The sequence below is a fragment of the Citrobacter sp. H12-3-2 genome (assembly GCF_009649895.1).
GTDB classification, from domain to species: domain Bacteria; phylum Pseudomonadota; class Gammaproteobacteria; order Enterobacterales; family Enterobacteriaceae; genus Citrobacter; species Citrobacter portucalensis.
Genome location: NZ_CP045837.1, coordinates 883,517 through 900,573, shown reverse-complemented (window position 1 = coordinate 900,573; position 17,057 = coordinate 883,517). Strand labels below are relative to the sequence as shown.

Here is a 17,057-nt window from a genome sequence, read left to right as displayed (position 1 = left end):
ACGTCTATCGCTTGTTAAGCCGCTTTGATGTGAACAGAGAAGCCCAATCCGTGGTTAACGCTTAACGCGGAATTTTCCGAAATCACGTTCACTACATCGCCACGTTCGCTTTCATAGCTCCAGCTATAGGTTTCTGCTGGGGTAGCGTCCAGAAGCTGGAAGGAACTCGAAGGAGCACCGTAGATGTTTTGGTAAACACCGGAACCAGCCGCAAATTGCGGGATAGCGATAGCATCAGCATCACCCATCTGTGCGATTAGGAGCGGATCTGTCACCTTGATCACGTCTACATTTGAGCCGGGGATCGAGAAGGTGCTTACACCTGGCAGGAGGTCACGACGCTGGTAAACAACGTTGCTTTCATCCAGTGGAGACACGTAGCGGAAAGCCGCTTCCATCGCAGGACTGAAACGCAGGTCGCTATAGAACGAGGACTTAGCAAAGACAATGATTCGCTCCACTGCCGCCGCCTGGCTTTGTGCCGCTTCGGTAATCTGGCTCACCATGTCATCAATTGCACGTAGTGTGCTGTTGTCTGTAGCAGTGAGATCAAGCGTGGTGTTCATCGGCGCTACGCCGAATAGCTCGCCAAAATCGATCAGCACATCATCAGTTTTCGGCGTATTCACCGTACCGGAGAACAGAGAACGTGCAAGATAGCTCTCACGAGTACGCATAAACGCTACACTGTGCTTGTGAGTGTAATCCGTGAATAAATCGGTGAGGGTTTCTTGTGTGTCCGTGCCAGGCTTGCGCTTGCCCTGAATGTCTGCCGGAGTGATCTGGTCTTCACGCAGGAAATACGGAAGCTCGATCAGCCATTCTTTCCCGTTCTGCCGTGCCGTGGTGTTATGTTCGCTGGAGAACCTTGCAGTAGGCGAATTGAGCAGAGAACGGTTATCCTCAACAAGACGGCTCACCGCCACTTTATGAGAAGAAACGCCCACGCCATCGAACAGCCCCAGCGAGGCAAGCAGATAATTGCGTGTTGGGTTCAGATTGAACAGTGGAGAAAGATCCACGTAGTTTTGACCTAAAATAGCCATGTTATTATTTTCCTTCCTTGATTAACTGGTGAAGAATTCGCGCATCTGGAAGCCTTGAGCAGCCAGAGCAGCTACAGCGGCATCATGTGCGCCATCAGCAGCGGTGAGGTTGTCCGATTTGATGCAGACAAGAGAGCCACGCGCCGGAGAGCGTAGGACGTTGACAGCCTTATTAGAGCCAGCAGTGACAAATTCACTGACCACCACAAAGGCATCAGCGCCGGAGGTGTAGAGAGCGCCTGTAGCGTCCACCACATCGCCGCATTCAACATCAGCAGGAAGAGAGGCAAAAATCTTGCTCTCGATAGAGGCAAAATGGTCAGTTGAATAGCTAACCAGATCCGTTAGTGACAGGCGCTGTGGGAACAGCGTATCAAGATCAATAATCATTTGGTTGAGTCCTTTACTTTGCGTGCGATCAAATCGTCAATGGTTGGCTTTTGTTCTGGTGATTCGTCAGGGAAATACGTTTCCATTGCTTTGATCACGTCGGACACTTCACAACCAGCATACTGCGCCACCATCTCAATCATCTGAGGATTGACGGTAAGCACATCATTTTTATACTTGAGTACACGCGATTTGTTATTAAGTAGAAACATTGTCGTTTCCTTCGCGTTATGTCTGCATGTTTATAACGAAAGCGTTACATGCAGGGTAAAGAGAGGGGCTACCGAAGTAGCCCCAGGAGGAATGCCCTTGTTAGAAAGCATTGGTTAAGGTCATTTTTGATAATTATGATGTTAAACAATGACTTCTAAAAAATGAAGGGCGCAACTGTTACGAATAACAGAGGCAGATCGCCCTTTCATTGCTCCCACTTCAAAACAGAAGCCCTTCTGTCATGGCCAGAAGTGGGAAAGTGGAATCTCGTTATCATCGCTGGAAACAATAATAAGAGAATGCCAGACGTAACAAAGAAACAACTTTGACATTTGTCTGACTGCTTATAATCCCTAAAGGAGGTTATAAGGCGTAAAAAGCAACAATGCTTTCCCGTAAAGAGAGGAGAGCGCGGGGAATTGGTCGCCACTGCCCGACAAAAAGCAGAAACGCCCGCGCATCCTTCGGAACGACAAAGAAGAAAACAACCGTCAAAAGAACATCAACCATTCTTTACGGGAAGACATTGAGGGGAGAGCGCCGCCTATGGGAAACGGCATTCTCGGGAGTGCTCACACTATGGGATAGTGTTTGCAAGTCGTATTGACATACGAGGGAGAGAAACGTGATTCGATACGTTTATAGATACCCTATAAGTCCTATTCTACAACATTTCCGTTACAAAGTCAAGCGATTTATTCATTATAAGTGAATAATTATGCGGATTGGTTTTGTAACAGATCGCTCAGTTCATCCTTACACGCTGCCAGGGACAGCGCCAATTGTGTAACATCCTCTACCAGTGTCTGATCCTCGTGTAGGCTGTCTGTACGCTCCACAGAGAGGATGATCCCTTCCAGTGCTGCCGCTGCAAGGGTGAGCATTTTACCAGCGTCAGAAAGGCTTTCAGACACGTTCTCAGGGCATGCTTTGTATACGGCGTTCACTGCGTCAAGAAGTGGCATGTGTAGCTGTTCGTGGAATTCGTCCAGGGCATCATCAATTTCATACTTAGTCATTTGTTAGCCGTCCCTTTGTTGCTTTGACGATGTTCAGCGCCACTTGAAACGGCGCTATTTCCGTTGCCAGCACATCGAGGAGGTATTCCACCTTATTAACATCTTGTGCCTGTTCAGCCCATTCAGCTTGCTTAACTAAATCCTGCATGTACTGCATTCGCTCTTGAAAGTATTCTTGTTCTGTTATTTCTGTGATCATTCTGTATAGCTGTCTCCAATGTTAAATAGTTCATCAAAGCCCCTAACTCCCGCCACGGTGTTGTTCATTGCGTTGTATGTTAGGTAGTGGCGTAGTGATGTGAATCCGAGGCATTGCCAGCGGCGAAGTTGGCTATCATCGTAGGTGTAAACTTTGCGCTTGCGAGGGCGGTAAAAAACGCCGCTTGAACATTCGAGGAGATCATTTAACGCGGCCCACTCTTCCACAGAGGGCGGTGTTGAATGAACTTCTGTCACTGTTTCGATAAGCTCCCCAGGGATTTCCTCAAGGGATTTGACGTAAAGGCGTTTTGTTCGTATTTGCGAGGCTTTGCCGATCCGGTTGACATTTTCCCGTTCTATACGGGTGAGGGTGTTCCGTTCCTTTTTACTCATTGCACCTCGTCTTAGTGGTTCGAGGTGATGAAAGCAACGTTGTGATTCACGTCAAAATCATAGTGATTGCTGCGCCTGGTTAGCGTGATCACTTTGGCATCTCGCATCAGGAACAGCCAGTAACGGATTCCGCTTTCCGAGTAGCCCAGGGCGGAAGCCAGGGTTTTGACGCTGGAACGGAATGTTCCATTCTCACGGTGTAGGCTGGAAAGGTGATTGTAAATACGTCTGCAAACGTCATTGCAGCCAAATTGAAAGTTTGTATCTTCGTTCAGTAGATAAAGATTGGTCATAATCCTCCTGGTTAAAATGGTATTGGGTCGCAATCGTCGTAGATTGCCGTTGTTCGCGGTGTAAATACTTCTGTCCTTCCGGTGTATTCAGATACCACTCTGGAAAGAAGTTGGTAGGCTGCTTCCTCATCGCCCATTGTCTCTTTTAGCCCCCATGCCACAGCGGCATCAGTGGGATCGCCATTCGTTTTGTAAATAGCTACACCGCCCCAGGGAAGCTCTGGCTTGTCCTGCTGAATGAGGATCGTTGGTGTTGATTGATAATCAGGGTCATCCCAGACACATGGAATGTCATCCCGATCAGGAACTAAATGTTCCTCTGCGGCCTTAACTGGTTCAGGGGCTGGCACTTCGTCAGACACTACTACAGGCTGCGCTGTTAGCGCTTCTGGTGGGGTAATGTGAGCATCAATTAGCGGGAGTGCTCGTAATTCCTTATTTCTCCGTCCTTCGATTTTGGTTCTGGTAATGAGTCCAATTAATTCCATCTGTTCGATCAGGTCGTTTGTCTTTGGTCGAGATAACCTGCAAACTTTTGCAAGATCGCTTTGTTCCTCGTAACAAACACCGCCGGATTTCTCCCAGTCTGCTACGTAACAATACAATTTTTGCATGCTGGCGCTGAACTTCACTCTTCCTTTTTCAAGAAGAGGGGAATAGATAAATGGGATTTCTTTGAAGTAATGCGGAATGTTGAGTGTGCGATCTCTCGTTACGCCGTCTTTGCCTGTGTACTGGTAATCTGCCTTAATCTGGGCGAGGGTTTTTGCCATTGTTGTTTGCTCCTATGTATGCTCAGTAAATTACGAATGCTCTTCATTTGGTTTTCTCCGCTTCTCATTCGTGGGGGGTGGGTTAACGCTGGAACGTAGTTATTACGCGCCAGCCTTCGAGTATTTGACCGCCAGACTTTGGCATTCCTCAAGAAGAAGTGCGCTTACGCTCATTTTTCGGCGCTTTGCTTCTTTGAACAGAATCTGGAATGTGTCATCCGGGATCATTAACGATGTGGACGGCGGTAATTTGGTTTTCTTCTCGATCATACTGGTTTCTCCTTCTGGGTTATTCGTTGGTTGTCGTATCAGCCTGTTCAGCTTTCCACTGATCGTAAAGTTCGATCCCCTTACGTAATCGTTCAGCATGTTCTAAGTAACCTTGACGCTGTGCTGCTGCTCTCTGGCTGTTCATTGCCTTGCGGGTCTTATCACCTGCTTTCAGAGCATCGAAGACAAGCTCTGGATTGAAATACTTAATGTTGGTTCTCCTTGCGTTAGATACACGGAAACACCATCCAGGAAGAACGTTATTAACGTTGCCTGATAGTGCAGTGTGATCTGGATTGTTTGGGTCAGGCTGGATGCCTAAGAAGAGGACGGATGAATGCTTTCATCACCCGACAGAACTTACTATAACATGAAATGATTTCAATGTCAACAGGTAGGTGTTAATTTTTCCCATTACAGATAGTAACACACCTTCCCTGTTGCGATCAACCTCTGTCTTCCATCATAAAACGCGCTGTATCGCGCTATAAGAGGTTTGCATACACATGCACTACATCGGTACTCCCTGCGCCGTTTAAATTGCCCTACGGGCTTCCTGTGCGTTCCGGTGTGTCATGGGCCACCCTCTGGCATTTATTCCCGAAACCAATAGCACAACTACAGACGGATAACGGTAGTTATCAGGATGGTAGGTGTTGGTATTGGATTGAGGCTTAGTGAACCGTAGCACGGTGAGCTTTAGCCCTGCTGCTCTACCTTCGAGAATGAGCACGACTACGGACAACAGGACGTAGGAGGGGTTAATTGTCGTTAGGTAGAGTTGGCATGTGGACGATTACACGTAGTGTAGTTGGGTACATGGTTACATACCGCGCACAGCGCAATGGTATTCGTCAACGGCGAAAGCGATCTCTTGCCGATGGCAAATAATCATTCGTGCCTGACGTTCGTCAGAAACGAAGTTTGCACGAGTCCAGAAGGTACAGAGAATGCTGTCGCTTGTTCCATGAGCGGTACGGGGCTGACCGAGGAGCCAACCAAAGGCGAAACAGGTCACTTGCCCGGAGAGTACCGAGCAGGGACAACGACAAAAGAATTAAAAGATAGTCTTATTAATTAGTAGTCTTGTTTAATCTTATAGTGTGCCGTTTCGTTACTTTAAAAGTACCAAAACGTTACTTTCGTTATGATCTCGAGTACCAAAACGTTACTTTCAGTTACCCATTGGTGCAGATGCCCATCATTTTGATGTATGCCGAAAGTAACAAAATGGTACTTTCAGCCCTTCACCCAACGGTAAATCGTCGCCCTGCTCACTGCGTACCGTCCACGCAACAACACCTAAGATTAATCCGACTAAAGCAGCGGTTAATAACGGTAAACCCGGCGGTAATAGGCAGGTAATGATCAAGGGTAAATGTAGCCTAAGTTAAACTTTCAACTTATAATTCATAATCACTTAACTTTGTTGAAGTCTTACGCTGTGCGACTTACAGCGATCATTGTGGACAATGTACACTTTCACCTGTGCAACATTTGTTGAACGAGTTTTCTCGTTTAATCGTTATAATGTAACAACTCGATTTTCCATGCCAAAACAGCCATTATTGAGAATAATTCTCACTTCCTCAGATCTCATCGCTACAAATGTGAGTAGTTATCATTTGTCATGCTAATTCCTCCCGATTCGATACACTTTCGCAAAGTGTATTATGTAACCTGTTGATTTAACTAACTCAGTACACTTTTCAATCACTTCACCGTGTAAACAGGGGTAACACCCCACCATCGAAAATAAATCTCTTGACACAACCACCGTTTCATGAATCATGAGGTGAAATGTATTTCCACTTATTTTTCAATGGCTTACTGATATTTGCCATTTTCTACCAGTTCAGATCGGGGCCTGGCTTTTTGCCGTTAAGCGACTCAAACAACCGCGCACACATTTTGATCATTTTGTGCTCTTCTAAATAAACGCATCGTGCAACCTATTGAAAATGATAAATTTCTGATCAATGATGTTTTCAACGAAACGAACAAGAGGAGAAATCACGATGAAAGGAATTAGCCAGGCGCTAAAGAGTGCAGACGAAGTAAAGGCAGTGGCAGCAGAGCTACGACGCAATACCAGAACAAACCTGTTCTATTGCTTGTGGGTGTTTATGTATGAATCGGGCTTGCGTATCTCTGACGTGCTCAAGCTCAAGTATGAAGACGTAGAGGGGCAATCTCACCTCAAAGTGAAGCAGGAGAAAACAGGGAACGTGGTAAGGCCAAAAGTTACAGCGTCCATGTTGTCAGTAGTGGCACAACGCAAGGCAGAACAAGCTAAGATGCCTGTAGCTACAGATTACATTTTCAGTGCTGCCACATTACGCAGCAAAGGCCACGCCGTCACACGTAACACCGTGTTTGCGGAGTTTGGGAAGATGGGACGTAGAGCAGGATTCTCAAACGTGGGATGCCATACGCCACGTAAAAGCCGTGGGCGCGTGATGTTCGATGCAGGGGTGGCTATTGAAACTACCGCCCATTTCCTGGGACAGACAGATCCGCGCTCAACTATGTATTACATCGGGTATGGTCAGGACGTGCAAGACGATTTAACAGAGGAGTTTTCTTTAGAATGGTGATCAACATGAAAGGCTTAATTGTGCTCACGCTAGCGCTATTGCCTGCCCTCGCACATGCCGCTACACAATGACCTTTGAAGAGGAGTAATGAGTATGGAGATTATAGAGATGAACGAACACACAACCGCTTTCAGCCCTATTGAGAGCGAAGAAGAATTGAAATTCGCCGTAGCATTTTTGGACATCTGGCAGAGAAGCCAGGAGCACGGCGTGAACTTTGAACAGGTGTTGAAAGATGCAATTCAACAAGCAACACCGAACGAGGATCGTAAATGGGTGAGTATCAAATGACTAACAGTTACGGATTGAAAACGCCTGAACAATGGCAACAAGAAAGTATTCTTACCCTGCTGTTTCATTACGATCACGTTGAAGCCTGTTTCATGGCTGATTCAAGCAAGGAGCTACCAGAGGATCACGACTGGAACAGAGCGGAGGAGTATTTAGAAAGCCTGATAGAATGGCTGGCTGGTTATACGGACGAAAGCGAGGTGAGAAAGGCTATCGAGTGTTACAGCATCAAAGGCAGTGAAGAGCAAACAGAATTTTTCTTAGGTGCAATTCTCGGAGATGAGTATTGAAAAAGGAAGAAGAGCTAATCACCAGCTTTATCTGGTGTGGTGCTACGGTGTGCGTTTATACGCAGGTAGTGAAGTTTGCAGGGACGACGATACAGCGTCACCTGTTACCAACAAACCTTAGAAGAGCAGTTGATCAGCAAGTGGCAGGGGCCGCCAACCACCAAGAAGCCAGCCCCCGCCGTATTCAACATTCCCAACGGAGAGAAGGAAATGCAGAACAGCAGCATTATGGCGTTAGCGCTCGCGCTGTGCAACGCAGAACGAGGTCAAGCGGTTAAAGTACCAGCAATGACTGGAAGCCAGCTTCATTTGCTTATGATGTGGCTACGGGCTTTACAGGAATGATACGAGGGGGCGTGATGCCCCCTTTGTATTTATGGTGTTAGGTGCGTTCGTTGCGTAAGGGCTTAAAGATTAGAAGTATCGCTTGCCACCCTACTGTTTGGAATGTAACGAACAACTGTTTGGGCCATGATCCCAGAAATGACCATCTTACTTAACTCAACCGTAGTTTCAGGAAGTTTCCAGGTTGCTTTATCTGAATCTGAAAACTCAGGTTTCCCATACTTCTGAGTTAACAATTGACTCAATGTGCCAAATTGACTCGCAGCGATACCTTCATTTTTTTTCTCATTACTGGCTACATTCGTTTGTACAAGACGATCTGCGCTATTAAAAAGGAATGTGACAGTATAAAGACCGCTACCGATCGATACATTATCAATCCGCACTTTCCCAAAATTATCTTTATACTTCTCTGGTGAGATCAAATGTGCGCCATTGCCCTGAGCCGCAACAACTTCTGACGGATTCATGTCCCATTTAGTATTTCCATAACCAATACCCTTAGCGAATGAGAGCAGAGGTAAAGTTAGAATCACGAAAGCCATTAGTAATTTTTTCATTCCATCCCCACGAATTGAGTTTATTAATTGTGAACCAGTTTACAATTATCCCATTGCTCAGTGCTTCTTGCGATGCGGTCACTAATTGCAAAGTTCATCAGCGACGAATCATAGGCATACACTTTGCTTTTATCATCTGCCATCATCAACTTACCGTTAGTTTTCAGCTTTGGTGAGAGCAGGTATGTACCGTTTAAACGGTTAGCTTTGAAGCTATCGACATACAACGTTACCTCTGCACTACCCAGCACACGTAAAGCACCTATTCTACCATTCTGTACTGCTGCAATAGCGTACTGACAGAGATAGGTTTTCGCAGTTGAAGCTGTGTTTTTTCCCTCAACCTTCGCTGAAGGGGAATGTGAAGAGGAGTTAGGGATTGAACTATGAAGAGAAGATGATGGGTAAGAGTAAGAATAATTTTTATACGCAGAAGAGGTACTTGATCCAATCCTGCACGTTTTTCCAACCGCAATGCACGAATTACCGCATGGTATACCTTTCTTGCAGTTCTTCGCGTATGTAGAGAACGACAACCCAGCTAATAGAAATGTACCAATGGTTATCCTAACCAACGAAGACCAGCTCATAAACCACCCTTCTTTTAAGATTTTCCCTACATAGTACCATACTTAAATTAAGGGAATAGCAGCCAATAAGCCCGTTGGTGGTAAGACAACGCGCGGAGCCGTTAGGCGACAACATCAGGGTATGTCAGACAGTGAAGTTTATCAGGATGACCATGTACCCGAAGGAGCGAGGCCGAACCGCTGGCAGAGCCGGATCTGTAGCTACCGGAGCATCACCACCATAAAACCTGTTTATTCCCTGCAACGTCATCTCGACGTGTGGCATGTGGGAGCATCGGCAAAAAATGCGCTTCACTGTAAGGTTATGAGAAGTGCGATCCGTCGCTGCCTGGTGTAGGCTTTGCGTTCATTGTTGGACTATCGCGGTAAGAACTTGAAACCACCGCCGACGATTGGCTAAACTCTCATTTCACCGAGTAACCATTCGTGACAAGTGTCAAAGTAGTGAACTATGGTAGAACGCCTCAGCATGTTAGTAAGCACTACTGCGTAACATGCTGGCAGAGCAGCATTTTAGAATGCTTGCTCCACAAGGGGAGATTCTGGAGCGGGCGAAGGGAATCGAACCCTCGTATAGAGCTTGGGAAGCTCTCGTTACTCCATCCCGACATTGTACATATGGCTGTACCTGATGGCGTGATTTTAGAGGATCAAAATCATGACTATCAAGAACAATCAGTATCTTTTTCAAAGTCATTCGGGCGTATGGATCTTTCAGGTCTTTGTACCTGCGTACATGCGTCACTTGTTTGACAACAAACGAGCCTGGCGAAAATCCACCGGGACAAAAGACATCCTTAAGGCTCGTCACTTCAGAAATCACATGTTGATTGAGTTCAACAATCTGAAAGCCCTGTTGAATCCTGATCGGGAAGACATTCGCATCCAGAATGCGATCACCACACTCCACACCACAATCAAACAGGCCAAGAGTACGCCTGTAGCAGTCTCCCCTATCCCAACGTTGGCAGTCATCCGTGATGAATACATGACGGTTTATAGTGAACGTCGGGCATTTTCCACACTCAGCAAATCCGCGCGAGCCGTAGAAGTTTTTCTTCAGAATATCGGTAAAGTTGATATTAGTCTGAACAAGATAGGACGCAGAACGGTTACAGACTTCATCGAAGACCAACAGAAAAAGGCAGCACCGCAGACCGTGCAAAACTGGTTAACCTCATTGGGGAGTCTGTACGAGTTCGCCAAACGTCGATATGACGCAATCCCCGACAGTAACCCGTTTCACGGTCATAACCTCGAAGCACGTCGCACGATAGAGAGCTATCAGCCGTTTAAACCTGAACAATTGCAAGCCCTTATCAGAGAAGCCGATGACGTTATACGTGATGTCATTTTGATCGGGCTTTACTCTGGAATGCGACTTGATGAGATCGCCAGCATCAAGCGGGAAGAGATTGTCATGATGGAGGGTGTGCGTTGTTTCTTCGTCAGTAAGTCAAAAACACTCGCGGGGGTGCGGTATGTTCCGATCCACTCGCTACTGATAGGGATTGTTGATAAGCATCTGGCACAGAACAGCGGTGAATACCTTCTGGCTCAGTCAAATAACATCATTAGGAAGGATGGCAAGCGGGGTCCGTGGTACAGCCAAAAGTTCACCCGGCTGCGTGATAGCGTTTTGCCAACAGCTACAGATCGGCAATGTTTCCACAGCCTACGGGGAATGTTCATCACCTGCTTAGACCGTGCAGGGGTGCCAGAACAACGGATCGGTGCTATCACCGGACACACCGAACAGAAAGCAAAAACTGAAGCATTCAGAACGTACTCACGCGGTGCGGGAATGAAGGAATTGTCAGAGTATGTCGAATTGGTGAATTACTGAAAAATAGGGGGCGAGCCCCCTAAAGTGTTATTTAGGCCATTGTTCTTTAATAAAATTAGCAACCTCTGCCGACAAGTTGAACCAACTTGCAACATTGTTGCTTGCATCAACAACAATTAATTTATCGTCTGCATCCATAGATTTTCGCACAATTTCCGCAGCTTGCGAGGCGGTATAAGTTGAGTTTACATACCAGTTAGACTCTGTAACTTTAGCCCATGCCCCTAATGATTGGATGGCTTTATGTACTGCCGGATAGTCTTTGGTCTTGATCAGGTCGTAAGTAATAAATAAGTTATTAGCCATTAACTTTCTCCCAAAGGACAATAAAAAATAAAGCGCCCCGTAAGGCGCTCATATTTCAATGGTCTTTAAGCCAAGCCTGCACTTTTTTAGCCGAATGACCTACGGCTTGAACAGCTTGAATAAGCTTAGCCTCACTAACGCCAAACTTTTTAGCCCAATCACGTCTTTCGTAATCCTGTTTGATACTTATTAAATCATTGTCAGGTGTACCGATTTTGGTCTTGTCATCAGCCATTTTACTGATTCCTCGTGATACAGGCTTATGCCTGCACATTACTTATATGACTCCTCTGCCGCTTCGTAAACGGTCAGTTATCAAACAATTGACACTGGTCATAAAACCAGTAAAAACTTTTTTCCGAGATTGCTAACCTTGCCGCTTCGCCCCTATCATAACCACTACATATTGTGTTTATTGATATAGAAAATACAATATATCCAAAAATCCATCTAGTGAATAGGTGTTGAAATGGCGAACAATGATAAGCAATCCTCGAAAGATGTAGCTCATCTGGCAGCAGAGACTCTAAACAACCCAAACGCCTCTGCGATTCAGAAAAGTTTAGCGGGTTCGGTGCTATCACAAGCAGGAACAAAAAATCAGACTGGCGCGAACATGGAAGCCAAAGCATCAGCAGCTTTGAAAAACCCACGTTCAAGCGAGGTTACTAAAACCTTAGCTGGTTCGGTTGTTTCCCAATCGAATAAAAAACGCTAAAAAAAGCCGGGATTAACCCGGCTCTTATGTTTTCAGTTTTCGTTTTCTCTGTTCGCTGAGGTAATGCTTGATAGCCCCCTCAAGCCCAAGTCGCTCGACCTTATCGAGAAATGAAGAGCGCGGAATATCTCCTAGTGCCCTGCATAGCCCACTGACATTAATCAGGTCGTTATCCTCTAGAGTCTTGACATGTGAAACCACCAAAGGCAGCCCACCAACACCTGAAATTGTAATTCTCATTATTGTGTATCTCCTCTGGAGATTTGCCGGAGGCAACCCCGCTAACGGGTATCTATCCCCTCTTCATCTATAAATGCGGCGGGGAGCAAATCGCTCCCCGAAAACAACCGTTTGGTTATGCCTCAGCAGTATTCACCGTTAGACGGGTAATCATTGACTGGTTATAGCAAATCGGCAGCAGACCGTACTCGGATTGGACAGTGGTATTGTGCAGGTGGTCCTCCCACGAATACTGGAAGAATTGACTCTCAGCTTCCTCTGCCGCTAGACGCGCATCTCGTGATGCTGGCCCGTGGTAAATTTCGAAGGGTTGCAGGTCGCTGCCAACGAGATTGTTTGCACCGAATACCGGAACCATGAAGGCCTCTCCAGCCGGAATGAATTCACGATACAGCAGACCAGTATTAACAAAGGTCAACCCGTCAATTGTCATCGCCTGGAATGCTGGCAGACTTTCCTTAACACTACCGTTAAACAGATTGCTATCTGGCAGCACACCATGATTGATCAGGGTCAGCATAGACGGATGGAACTTGATCGCCTTGTATGCTTCTGGAGAGCACAGAACAACCACACCACGCATTGAACTTAGCCAACCACCAAGAGCAAAACGCATGTTATTTGCAGCGGTATCCAGATCCTCTAACGGACCATCACCTGCTTTGGTAGCGTCTACGGTAGCTGTTGCTACGGTCTGACCGAATTCATCTTCAAAATCCAAAACGGGGCGGTCTTGCGTATACGGTGATAAAACCTGTCCAGCGAATAATGCGCGAGCGAGATATTCTTCTTTTGTGGCTCGGAATTTCAGATACTGGCGAATACCCTCATCAGAAATTAGTTCATCCCGTAATGTCTGACGCTGAGTCGCGATACGGCGGCGTGACTGGAAGTCGGCAGCGCTCACCGTTCCAACAGTTACAAAATGTGGAATTTCAATCAGGCGGTTTTTTCCGAGTGGGCGTTCTGTCGAATCAACTTCCGTTGAATAGCGGTTAACACTAGCAGAAACGGCCTGCTTATTTTCATGAAGCTCGTCGATCTCCAGCTTAGGCAGTGGAGAAGTTTTATCTTTGAAGATATCCAGCGCCTGAAGCAGGAAATTATCCCCAAACTTCTCTTTATAAGCACCAGTGAAATATTTGACTTTGAAGCCAGAGGTAGAAATTGTCATATTTTGATGTCCTTATCGTTATTATTATTCAGAAACAGAAACACGATTCAGGCCAGAGGCCTCAATTTGAGCGATAGCATTCGCAACGGCGGTTGCATCGGTGCCAATCAATCCGGCTCGATTCAGTACACAACCACGGTCAACCACAATCACAGGGACATTAGAGCCTGCCTTGTGGCTATCAAGAGCGATTAGCAGATCGCTACCGCTGGCGTATGCCTCACCTGTGGAGGTGAGCAATGTTCCGGGAACCGCATCCACCGCTAGTGTGGCAAAGGTTTTGGTCTTGTGTGAAAAGACGGGATCATCACGGTAAATTACGACATCCCGGAATGAACGTTCTTCAGAAGATACAATCATCATTAACTCCATAGATTTTTATATTGTTTGTACATCCGACATATTCGTCAGACGGCAGGCAAGAAAAACGCCAGTTAAGGCGCTTAAACTTATGCTTGGTTTTTGTCAGAAAAAAGCCGAAGCGAGAGTGATCTCGCCCGGAGGCAGGAGAAATAACGATGATGTTATTATTTTCTGACAGTAGGAATGAGGGAGTACAGCAGCGGGAGACCTCATATCTTCGCTGCCGCACTCAATGCCAGTTTGCATCATGGCTGATGACCGGAGGAGAGCCGGATTTAATGGCAAATCCAGACCAGAGGCCCAGACTTTGTACGCCCTAAGGCGAATCTTTTGTGATGTACCGCCCGTTGGCAAACGTCCAGTGAGAGGCTGGAAGCGACACATTACAAAAGAGGCCCGCACGGTGTTCACACAGGCACTTTATATTTCGTAAGGAGAAGGAATGACAACGGCTGTTGTACGCACATACAATTTAAATCATCACCCTATGCAATCATTTTAACACGAATGATTATCATTTGCAACAACAAAAACAATAACATGGCGAATTTAACGGCCCTCTCTCGTGTGGGCCAATTTACTACGTCATTTTTGACGGAACGATGATTTTAGTCCGCAATCCCAAGGATGAGGTTATTCTGCGCCTGGTTGTTTTCCCTTATCTTGGTATCAACCAGCCCTGCGATCTTATCGTCATGGACAAACACATCCATCTGCTGATTAATGTTCGCTTGCCCGGTAACACTGACAGGAATCGGCTGTCGCTGCGTCATGCTATCAATTGTCGGAACCGTGAATGTTGGTTTCTGGGGTGTCAGATAGTTCAGGCCAGGAACATTCAACGCTAGCGCTGGATCGTTATACGCCGTGCCTGAGCCGATATTGCTTGGTGCTGAACTATCCAGCCACGGATAAATCTGCTTAAGCGTTTGACCGATGCTACGAGGATCAAAGCCTGTCTTCTGCTTAATCCAATCGGCGGTGCTATTTGCAGAGTCATCCACAACGGTGTTGTAGACTGCATCCGGCAGTGTCGCGCCTTTCTTGAGTTCTTCACCAACTCGACCAGCGAAGGAGAGAATGTTGGTGGTTAGCTCACCAAGGGCAACGCCGAGGGCATCGGAAATTGGGATCAGTCCAGTCATATTCTGACGTAGAGTGTCAGTATTGGCAGCGTACTGCCCCAGGCCTTCAACAAACGAGGCTGAGAAGTGATCCGCAAGGCTGGTTTGTACTCGGTTGTACTCAGCACCCAAAGCTGCCAGCTTATCAAGGTTGGCCTGCTGTGCATCAGATAGGGTCCATCCTTCAGAAGCGAGTTGATTCATACGCTGGATAAGTCCCTCCCCCTCATCGTTGAACACTTCGAGGAAGACCGAACCATCATTCACAGCCTCAGCCAGGTGCCGGGTCTGGTTGTCCGTCCATTTGAAAGTTTTCTGCAACTGTTTCAGGTAAGTGATGAAGGTCGGAAAATCCAGCTTTTGCAGTTCTCCGATCACCTTCTGTGCTACCTTCTGGTTGCCGTTGGTAGAGGTCAGCACGTTGTTGATGATATCTGCGAACTCGCCACCGCCGCTGAAATTCACCTGTCCAGTTTTCTTGTTACGTTTGAAAGAGCCGGTGTTCAGCAATTCCCCGGCCTTTTCGGTTGTGTCCTTGTTGAGGTCAGCCAGCTTATCAGCACTCAGTGAGTAACCAACACGGCTCATTGATAGATCCTGAAGCGCTGCAAACTCAAGGTTGCTGATCCCGTACTGCTGGAGTTTTTTCACATCGCGAGAACGCTCAAGGCTTCCCTGAAGGGTCTGACCAACACGAGCAACACCCATTGAGCCAATCAGGGAACCACCTGCAATTACACCAGTGGCAGCAAGGCCACCATAACCACGTTCGCTACGTTCACGGGTCAGACGTTGAGCATTGATCCGCCCTGCTCGATCGGCTTTCGCTTTATCTTTAAGAATCTGGCGGTTTAATCTTGCCTGGCGTCTGGTTTCCAGAGTCGCAGCCGCTAGTTCGTGACGCATCTCTGAGATCGTATAACGCTGCTCGGAGTATCCCTTGGTAGCCTCTTTGATTGCCTGCACAGCTTTCATCTTGTCAGCTAGGCTAGCGCCTTCGATATGACTGATAGTTAAACTGGCACGGCGCAGAGTATCGTATGCAGTGCTCTGGCGTTTAAGACTGGCCTCTTTCTCACGCTGGCGCTTTTCTTCTAAGGCCATAGCCCTTTTGGTGGCTGCGATGTCGGCAGCAACAGCACCATGTGAGCGATTCATTGCCGCATTCTGCCTGGCTACAACATCAGGATCGTAATGTTGACCGCCTATGTTAGGGTTGTACGTCATCGCTCGTGATCTGGCAGCGGCCTGCACTTTTGCAGAAATGGCTGCAAGTCTGGCATTCTGCCGTTCTGCCTGTTCCTGCTGAGATAACTGACGCGCCTGTAATGAGGTCATTTTATTGGCGTGGGCGATTGCGTCCCGCTCCATTTTGGCCTGTATCTGAGCTTGTTTCTGTTGCTGTTTTGACAATTGTTCAGCCTGGCGGAGCTTCGCTGTCTGAGCGCGGGCTGCTGCAAGGGCCGCTTTGCCCTCACTCTGAGCGGTCCGCTTCTGGGCCTTCTCAAGCGCTTTAGCTGGTTTCTCATGAGCAGCCTTAAGCGAAATTATCTTCTTTTTGGCTTTTTGATATGAGGCATCGTCTGTGATCCACGAGATTTCGTTTACTAAGCTACTGACGATCTTATTTGTACCGGACATCATTCCCCCTGATTGATAACGTAACCCAGACGCTCAAGTGCGGCGCGTTGTTCAGGTGTTAGCTCATCAAGGCTTGCCTTCATCATGAGACTTACCGGACGCAGATTAGCGCTATAACCTTGGGCCTGGTGGCAGAGTGCGATACCTTTCTCTTTAAGGGTCTTGCCAGCTTTCGGGGCTGATTTGCTGGCTGTTGCAGTCGAAGCGGTCAGATATCCCTCGATAGCATCAGCCAACACCTGATCGGCGCTTTTATTCAGCTCTCCGCTCTCCGGTTCGGCAGCGGCCTGCATTGCCGCGAGAATATCGGCGCGGATGTCGTTTACGTTTTTCATTATTATGTTTCCTGTAGAGGTCCAGGCCGTCACGCAGCC

Annotated in this window: 24 protein-coding genes; 6 read left to right on the top strand and 18 right to left on the bottom strand. The window is 47.1% G+C overall.

Annotation, left to right across the window (positions count from 1 at the left end):
• Window positions 1-14 precede the first annotated feature (14 nt).
• The 9 genes from GHC22_RS04380 to GHC22_RS24560 form a co-directional block, all read right to left on the bottom strand.
• Entirely contained in the window at window positions 15-1,046 is a 1,032-nt protein-coding gene (locus GHC22_RS04380; RefSeq protein WP_003846421.1) for a major capsid protein, read from the bottom strand.
• Window positions 1,047-1,067: 21 nt separating this feature from the next.
• A complete protein-coding gene (locus GHC22_RS04375; protein ID WP_003846419.1) occupies window positions 1,068-1,436 on the bottom strand; it encodes a hypothetical protein in 369 nt (122 codons plus the stop codon).
• Window positions 1,433-1,648 (bottom strand): hypothetical protein, encoded by a 216-nt coding sequence (locus tag GHC22_RS04370; protein WP_003846417.1) that lies wholly within the window; start codon window positions 1,646-1,648, stop codon window positions 1,433-1,435. The genes GHC22_RS04375 and GHC22_RS04370 overlap by 4 nt, the downstream gene beginning before the upstream one ends.
• 717 nt (window positions 1,649-2,365) lie before the next feature.
• Window positions 2,366-2,668, bottom strand: a complete 303-nt coding sequence (locus GHC22_RS04365) for a hypothetical protein (protein WP_044700780.1) — start codon at window positions 2,666-2,668, stop codon at window positions 2,366-2,368.
• Window positions 2,661-2,867, bottom strand: a complete 207-nt coding sequence (locus tag GHC22_RS04360; protein WP_044700783.1) for a hypothetical protein — start codon at window positions 2,865-2,867, stop codon at window positions 2,661-2,663. The genes GHC22_RS04365 and GHC22_RS04360 overlap by 8 nt, the downstream gene beginning before the upstream one ends.
• Window positions 2,864-3,262: a hypothetical protein gene (locus tag GHC22_RS04355; RefSeq protein WP_003846410.1), complete on the bottom strand. Its 399-nt coding sequence runs from the start codon at window positions 3,260-3,262 to the stop codon at window positions 2,864-2,866. The genes GHC22_RS04360 and GHC22_RS04355 overlap by 4 nt, the downstream gene beginning before the upstream one ends.
• An 11-nt stretch (window positions 3,263-3,273) precedes the next feature.
• Window positions 3,274-3,555, bottom strand: a complete 282-nt coding sequence (locus GHC22_RS04350; RefSeq protein ID WP_044700784.1) for a hypothetical protein — start codon at window positions 3,553-3,555, stop codon at window positions 3,274-3,276.
• 11 nt (window positions 3,556-3,566) lie between these two features.
• Entirely contained in the window at window positions 3,567-4,328 is a 762-nt protein-coding gene (locus tag GHC22_RS04345; protein ID WP_044700786.1) for a MarR family winged helix-turn-helix transcriptional regulator, read from the bottom strand.
• A gap of 102 nt (window positions 4,329-4,430) precedes the next feature.
• Window positions 4,431-4,598, bottom strand: coding sequence for a hypothetical protein (locus GHC22_RS24560; RefSeq protein WP_162934427.1), 168 nt, complete (start codon window positions 4,596-4,598; stop codon window positions 4,431-4,433).
• 2,018 nt (window positions 4,599-6,616) lie between these two features.
• Between GHC22_RS24560 and GHC22_RS04340 the strand changes: the two genes are divergently transcribed.
• The 4 genes from GHC22_RS04340 (at window position 6,617) to GHC22_RS04325 (ending at window position 8,121) form a co-directional block, all read left to right on the top strand.
• Window positions 6,617-7,195: a tyrosine-type recombinase/integrase gene (locus tag GHC22_RS04340; RefSeq protein ID WP_044700788.1), complete on the top strand. Its 579-nt coding sequence runs from the start codon at window positions 6,617-6,619 to the stop codon at window positions 7,193-7,195.
• A 93-nt stretch (window positions 7,196-7,288) separates the two neighbouring features.
• A complete protein-coding gene (locus GHC22_RS04335) occupies window positions 7,289-7,486 on the top strand; it encodes a hypothetical protein (RefSeq protein WP_044700790.1) in 198 nt (65 codons plus the stop codon).
• The gene (locus tag GHC22_RS04330) at window positions 7,468-7,776 is read left to right on the top strand and encodes a hypothetical protein (protein WP_170864030.1); all 309 of its coding nucleotides are present in this window, start codon (window positions 7,468-7,470) and stop codon (window positions 7,774-7,776) included. Before GHC22_RS04335 ends, GHC22_RS04330 begins: the two co-directional genes overlap by 19 nt.
• Before the next feature lie 75 nt (window positions 7,777-7,851).
• Window positions 7,852-8,121 (top strand): hypothetical protein, encoded by a 270-nt coding sequence (locus GHC22_RS04325; RefSeq protein ID WP_044700792.1) that lies wholly within the window; start codon window positions 7,852-7,854, stop codon window positions 8,119-8,121.
• A 62-nt stretch (window positions 8,122-8,183) separates the two neighbouring features.
• Here the strand turns inward: GHC22_RS04325 and GHC22_RS04320 are convergent, their stop codons facing one another.
• Together GHC22_RS04320 and GHC22_RS04315 are read right to left on the bottom strand one after the other, a co-directional pair.
• On the bottom strand, window positions 8,184-8,681 hold the full coding sequence (locus tag GHC22_RS04320; RefSeq protein ID WP_044700793.1) for a hypothetical protein: 498 nt from the start codon (window positions 8,679-8,681) through the stop codon (window positions 8,184-8,186).
• A 23-nt stretch (window positions 8,682-8,704) separates the two neighbouring features.
• Entirely contained in the window at window positions 8,705-9,271 is a 567-nt protein-coding gene (locus tag GHC22_RS04315) for a hypothetical protein (RefSeq protein ID WP_080528468.1), read from the bottom strand.
• Between the two features lie 658 nt (window positions 9,272-9,929).
• On the opposite strand from GHC22_RS04315, the gene GHC22_RS04310 reads away from it, so the two are divergent.
• Window positions 9,930-11,117 (top strand): tyrosine-type recombinase/integrase, encoded by a 1,188-nt coding sequence (locus GHC22_RS04310; RefSeq protein ID WP_076730447.1) that lies wholly within the window; start codon window positions 9,930-9,932, stop codon window positions 11,115-11,117.
• Between the two features lie 27 nt (window positions 11,118-11,144).
• Here the strand turns inward: GHC22_RS04310 and GHC22_RS04305 are convergent, their stop codons facing one another.
• Window positions 11,145-11,423, bottom strand: coding sequence for a hypothetical protein (locus GHC22_RS04305; protein WP_076730446.1), 279 nt, complete (start codon window positions 11,421-11,423; stop codon window positions 11,145-11,147).
• Window positions 11,424-11,478: 55 nt separating this feature from the next.
• Entirely contained in the window at window positions 11,479-11,658 is a 180-nt protein-coding gene (locus tag GHC22_RS04300) for a DUF3606 domain-containing protein (protein ID WP_032968401.1), read from the bottom strand.
• Between the two features lie 234 nt (window positions 11,659-11,892).
• Here GHC22_RS04300 and GHC22_RS04295 point away from each other — a divergent pair, with 234 nt between their 5' ends.
• Window positions 11,893-12,141 carry a hypothetical protein gene (locus GHC22_RS04295; protein WP_000002667.1) on the top strand — a complete coding sequence of 83 codons (249 nt, stop codon included), beginning with the start codon at window positions 11,893-11,895 and terminating at the stop codon, window positions 12,139-12,141.
• Window positions 12,142-12,165: 24 nt separating this feature from the next.
• Here GHC22_RS04295 and GHC22_RS04290 read toward each other — a convergent pair whose 3' ends face one another.
• The 5 genes from GHC22_RS04290 to GHC22_RS04270 form a co-directional block, all read right to left on the bottom strand.
• Window positions 12,166-12,381: a hypothetical protein gene (locus GHC22_RS04290; RefSeq protein ID WP_076730445.1), complete on the bottom strand. Its 216-nt coding sequence runs from the start codon at window positions 12,379-12,381 to the stop codon at window positions 12,166-12,168.
• A 115-nt stretch (window positions 12,382-12,496) separates the two neighbouring features.
• Complete coding sequence (locus tag GHC22_RS04285) at window positions 12,497-13,555, bottom strand: major capsid protein (protein WP_153752304.1); 1,059 nt, start codon at window positions 13,553-13,555, stop codon at window positions 12,497-12,499.
• 24 nt (window positions 13,556-13,579) lie between these two features.
• A complete protein-coding gene (locus GHC22_RS04280; RefSeq protein WP_228553234.1) occupies window positions 13,580-13,918 on the bottom strand; it encodes a hypothetical protein in 339 nt (112 codons plus the stop codon).
• 608 nt (window positions 13,919-14,526) lie between these two features.
• Complete coding sequence (locus GHC22_RS04275) at window positions 14,527-16,686, bottom strand: chemotaxis protein (protein ID WP_228553232.1); 2,160 nt, start codon at window positions 16,684-16,686, stop codon at window positions 14,527-14,529.
• Window positions 16,683-17,018 (bottom strand): hypothetical protein, encoded by a 336-nt coding sequence (locus GHC22_RS04270; protein WP_153752302.1) that lies wholly within the window; start codon window positions 17,016-17,018, stop codon window positions 16,683-16,685. The genes GHC22_RS04275 and GHC22_RS04270 overlap by 4 nt, the downstream gene beginning before the upstream one ends.
• Window positions 17,019-17,057 lie beyond the last annotated feature (39 nt).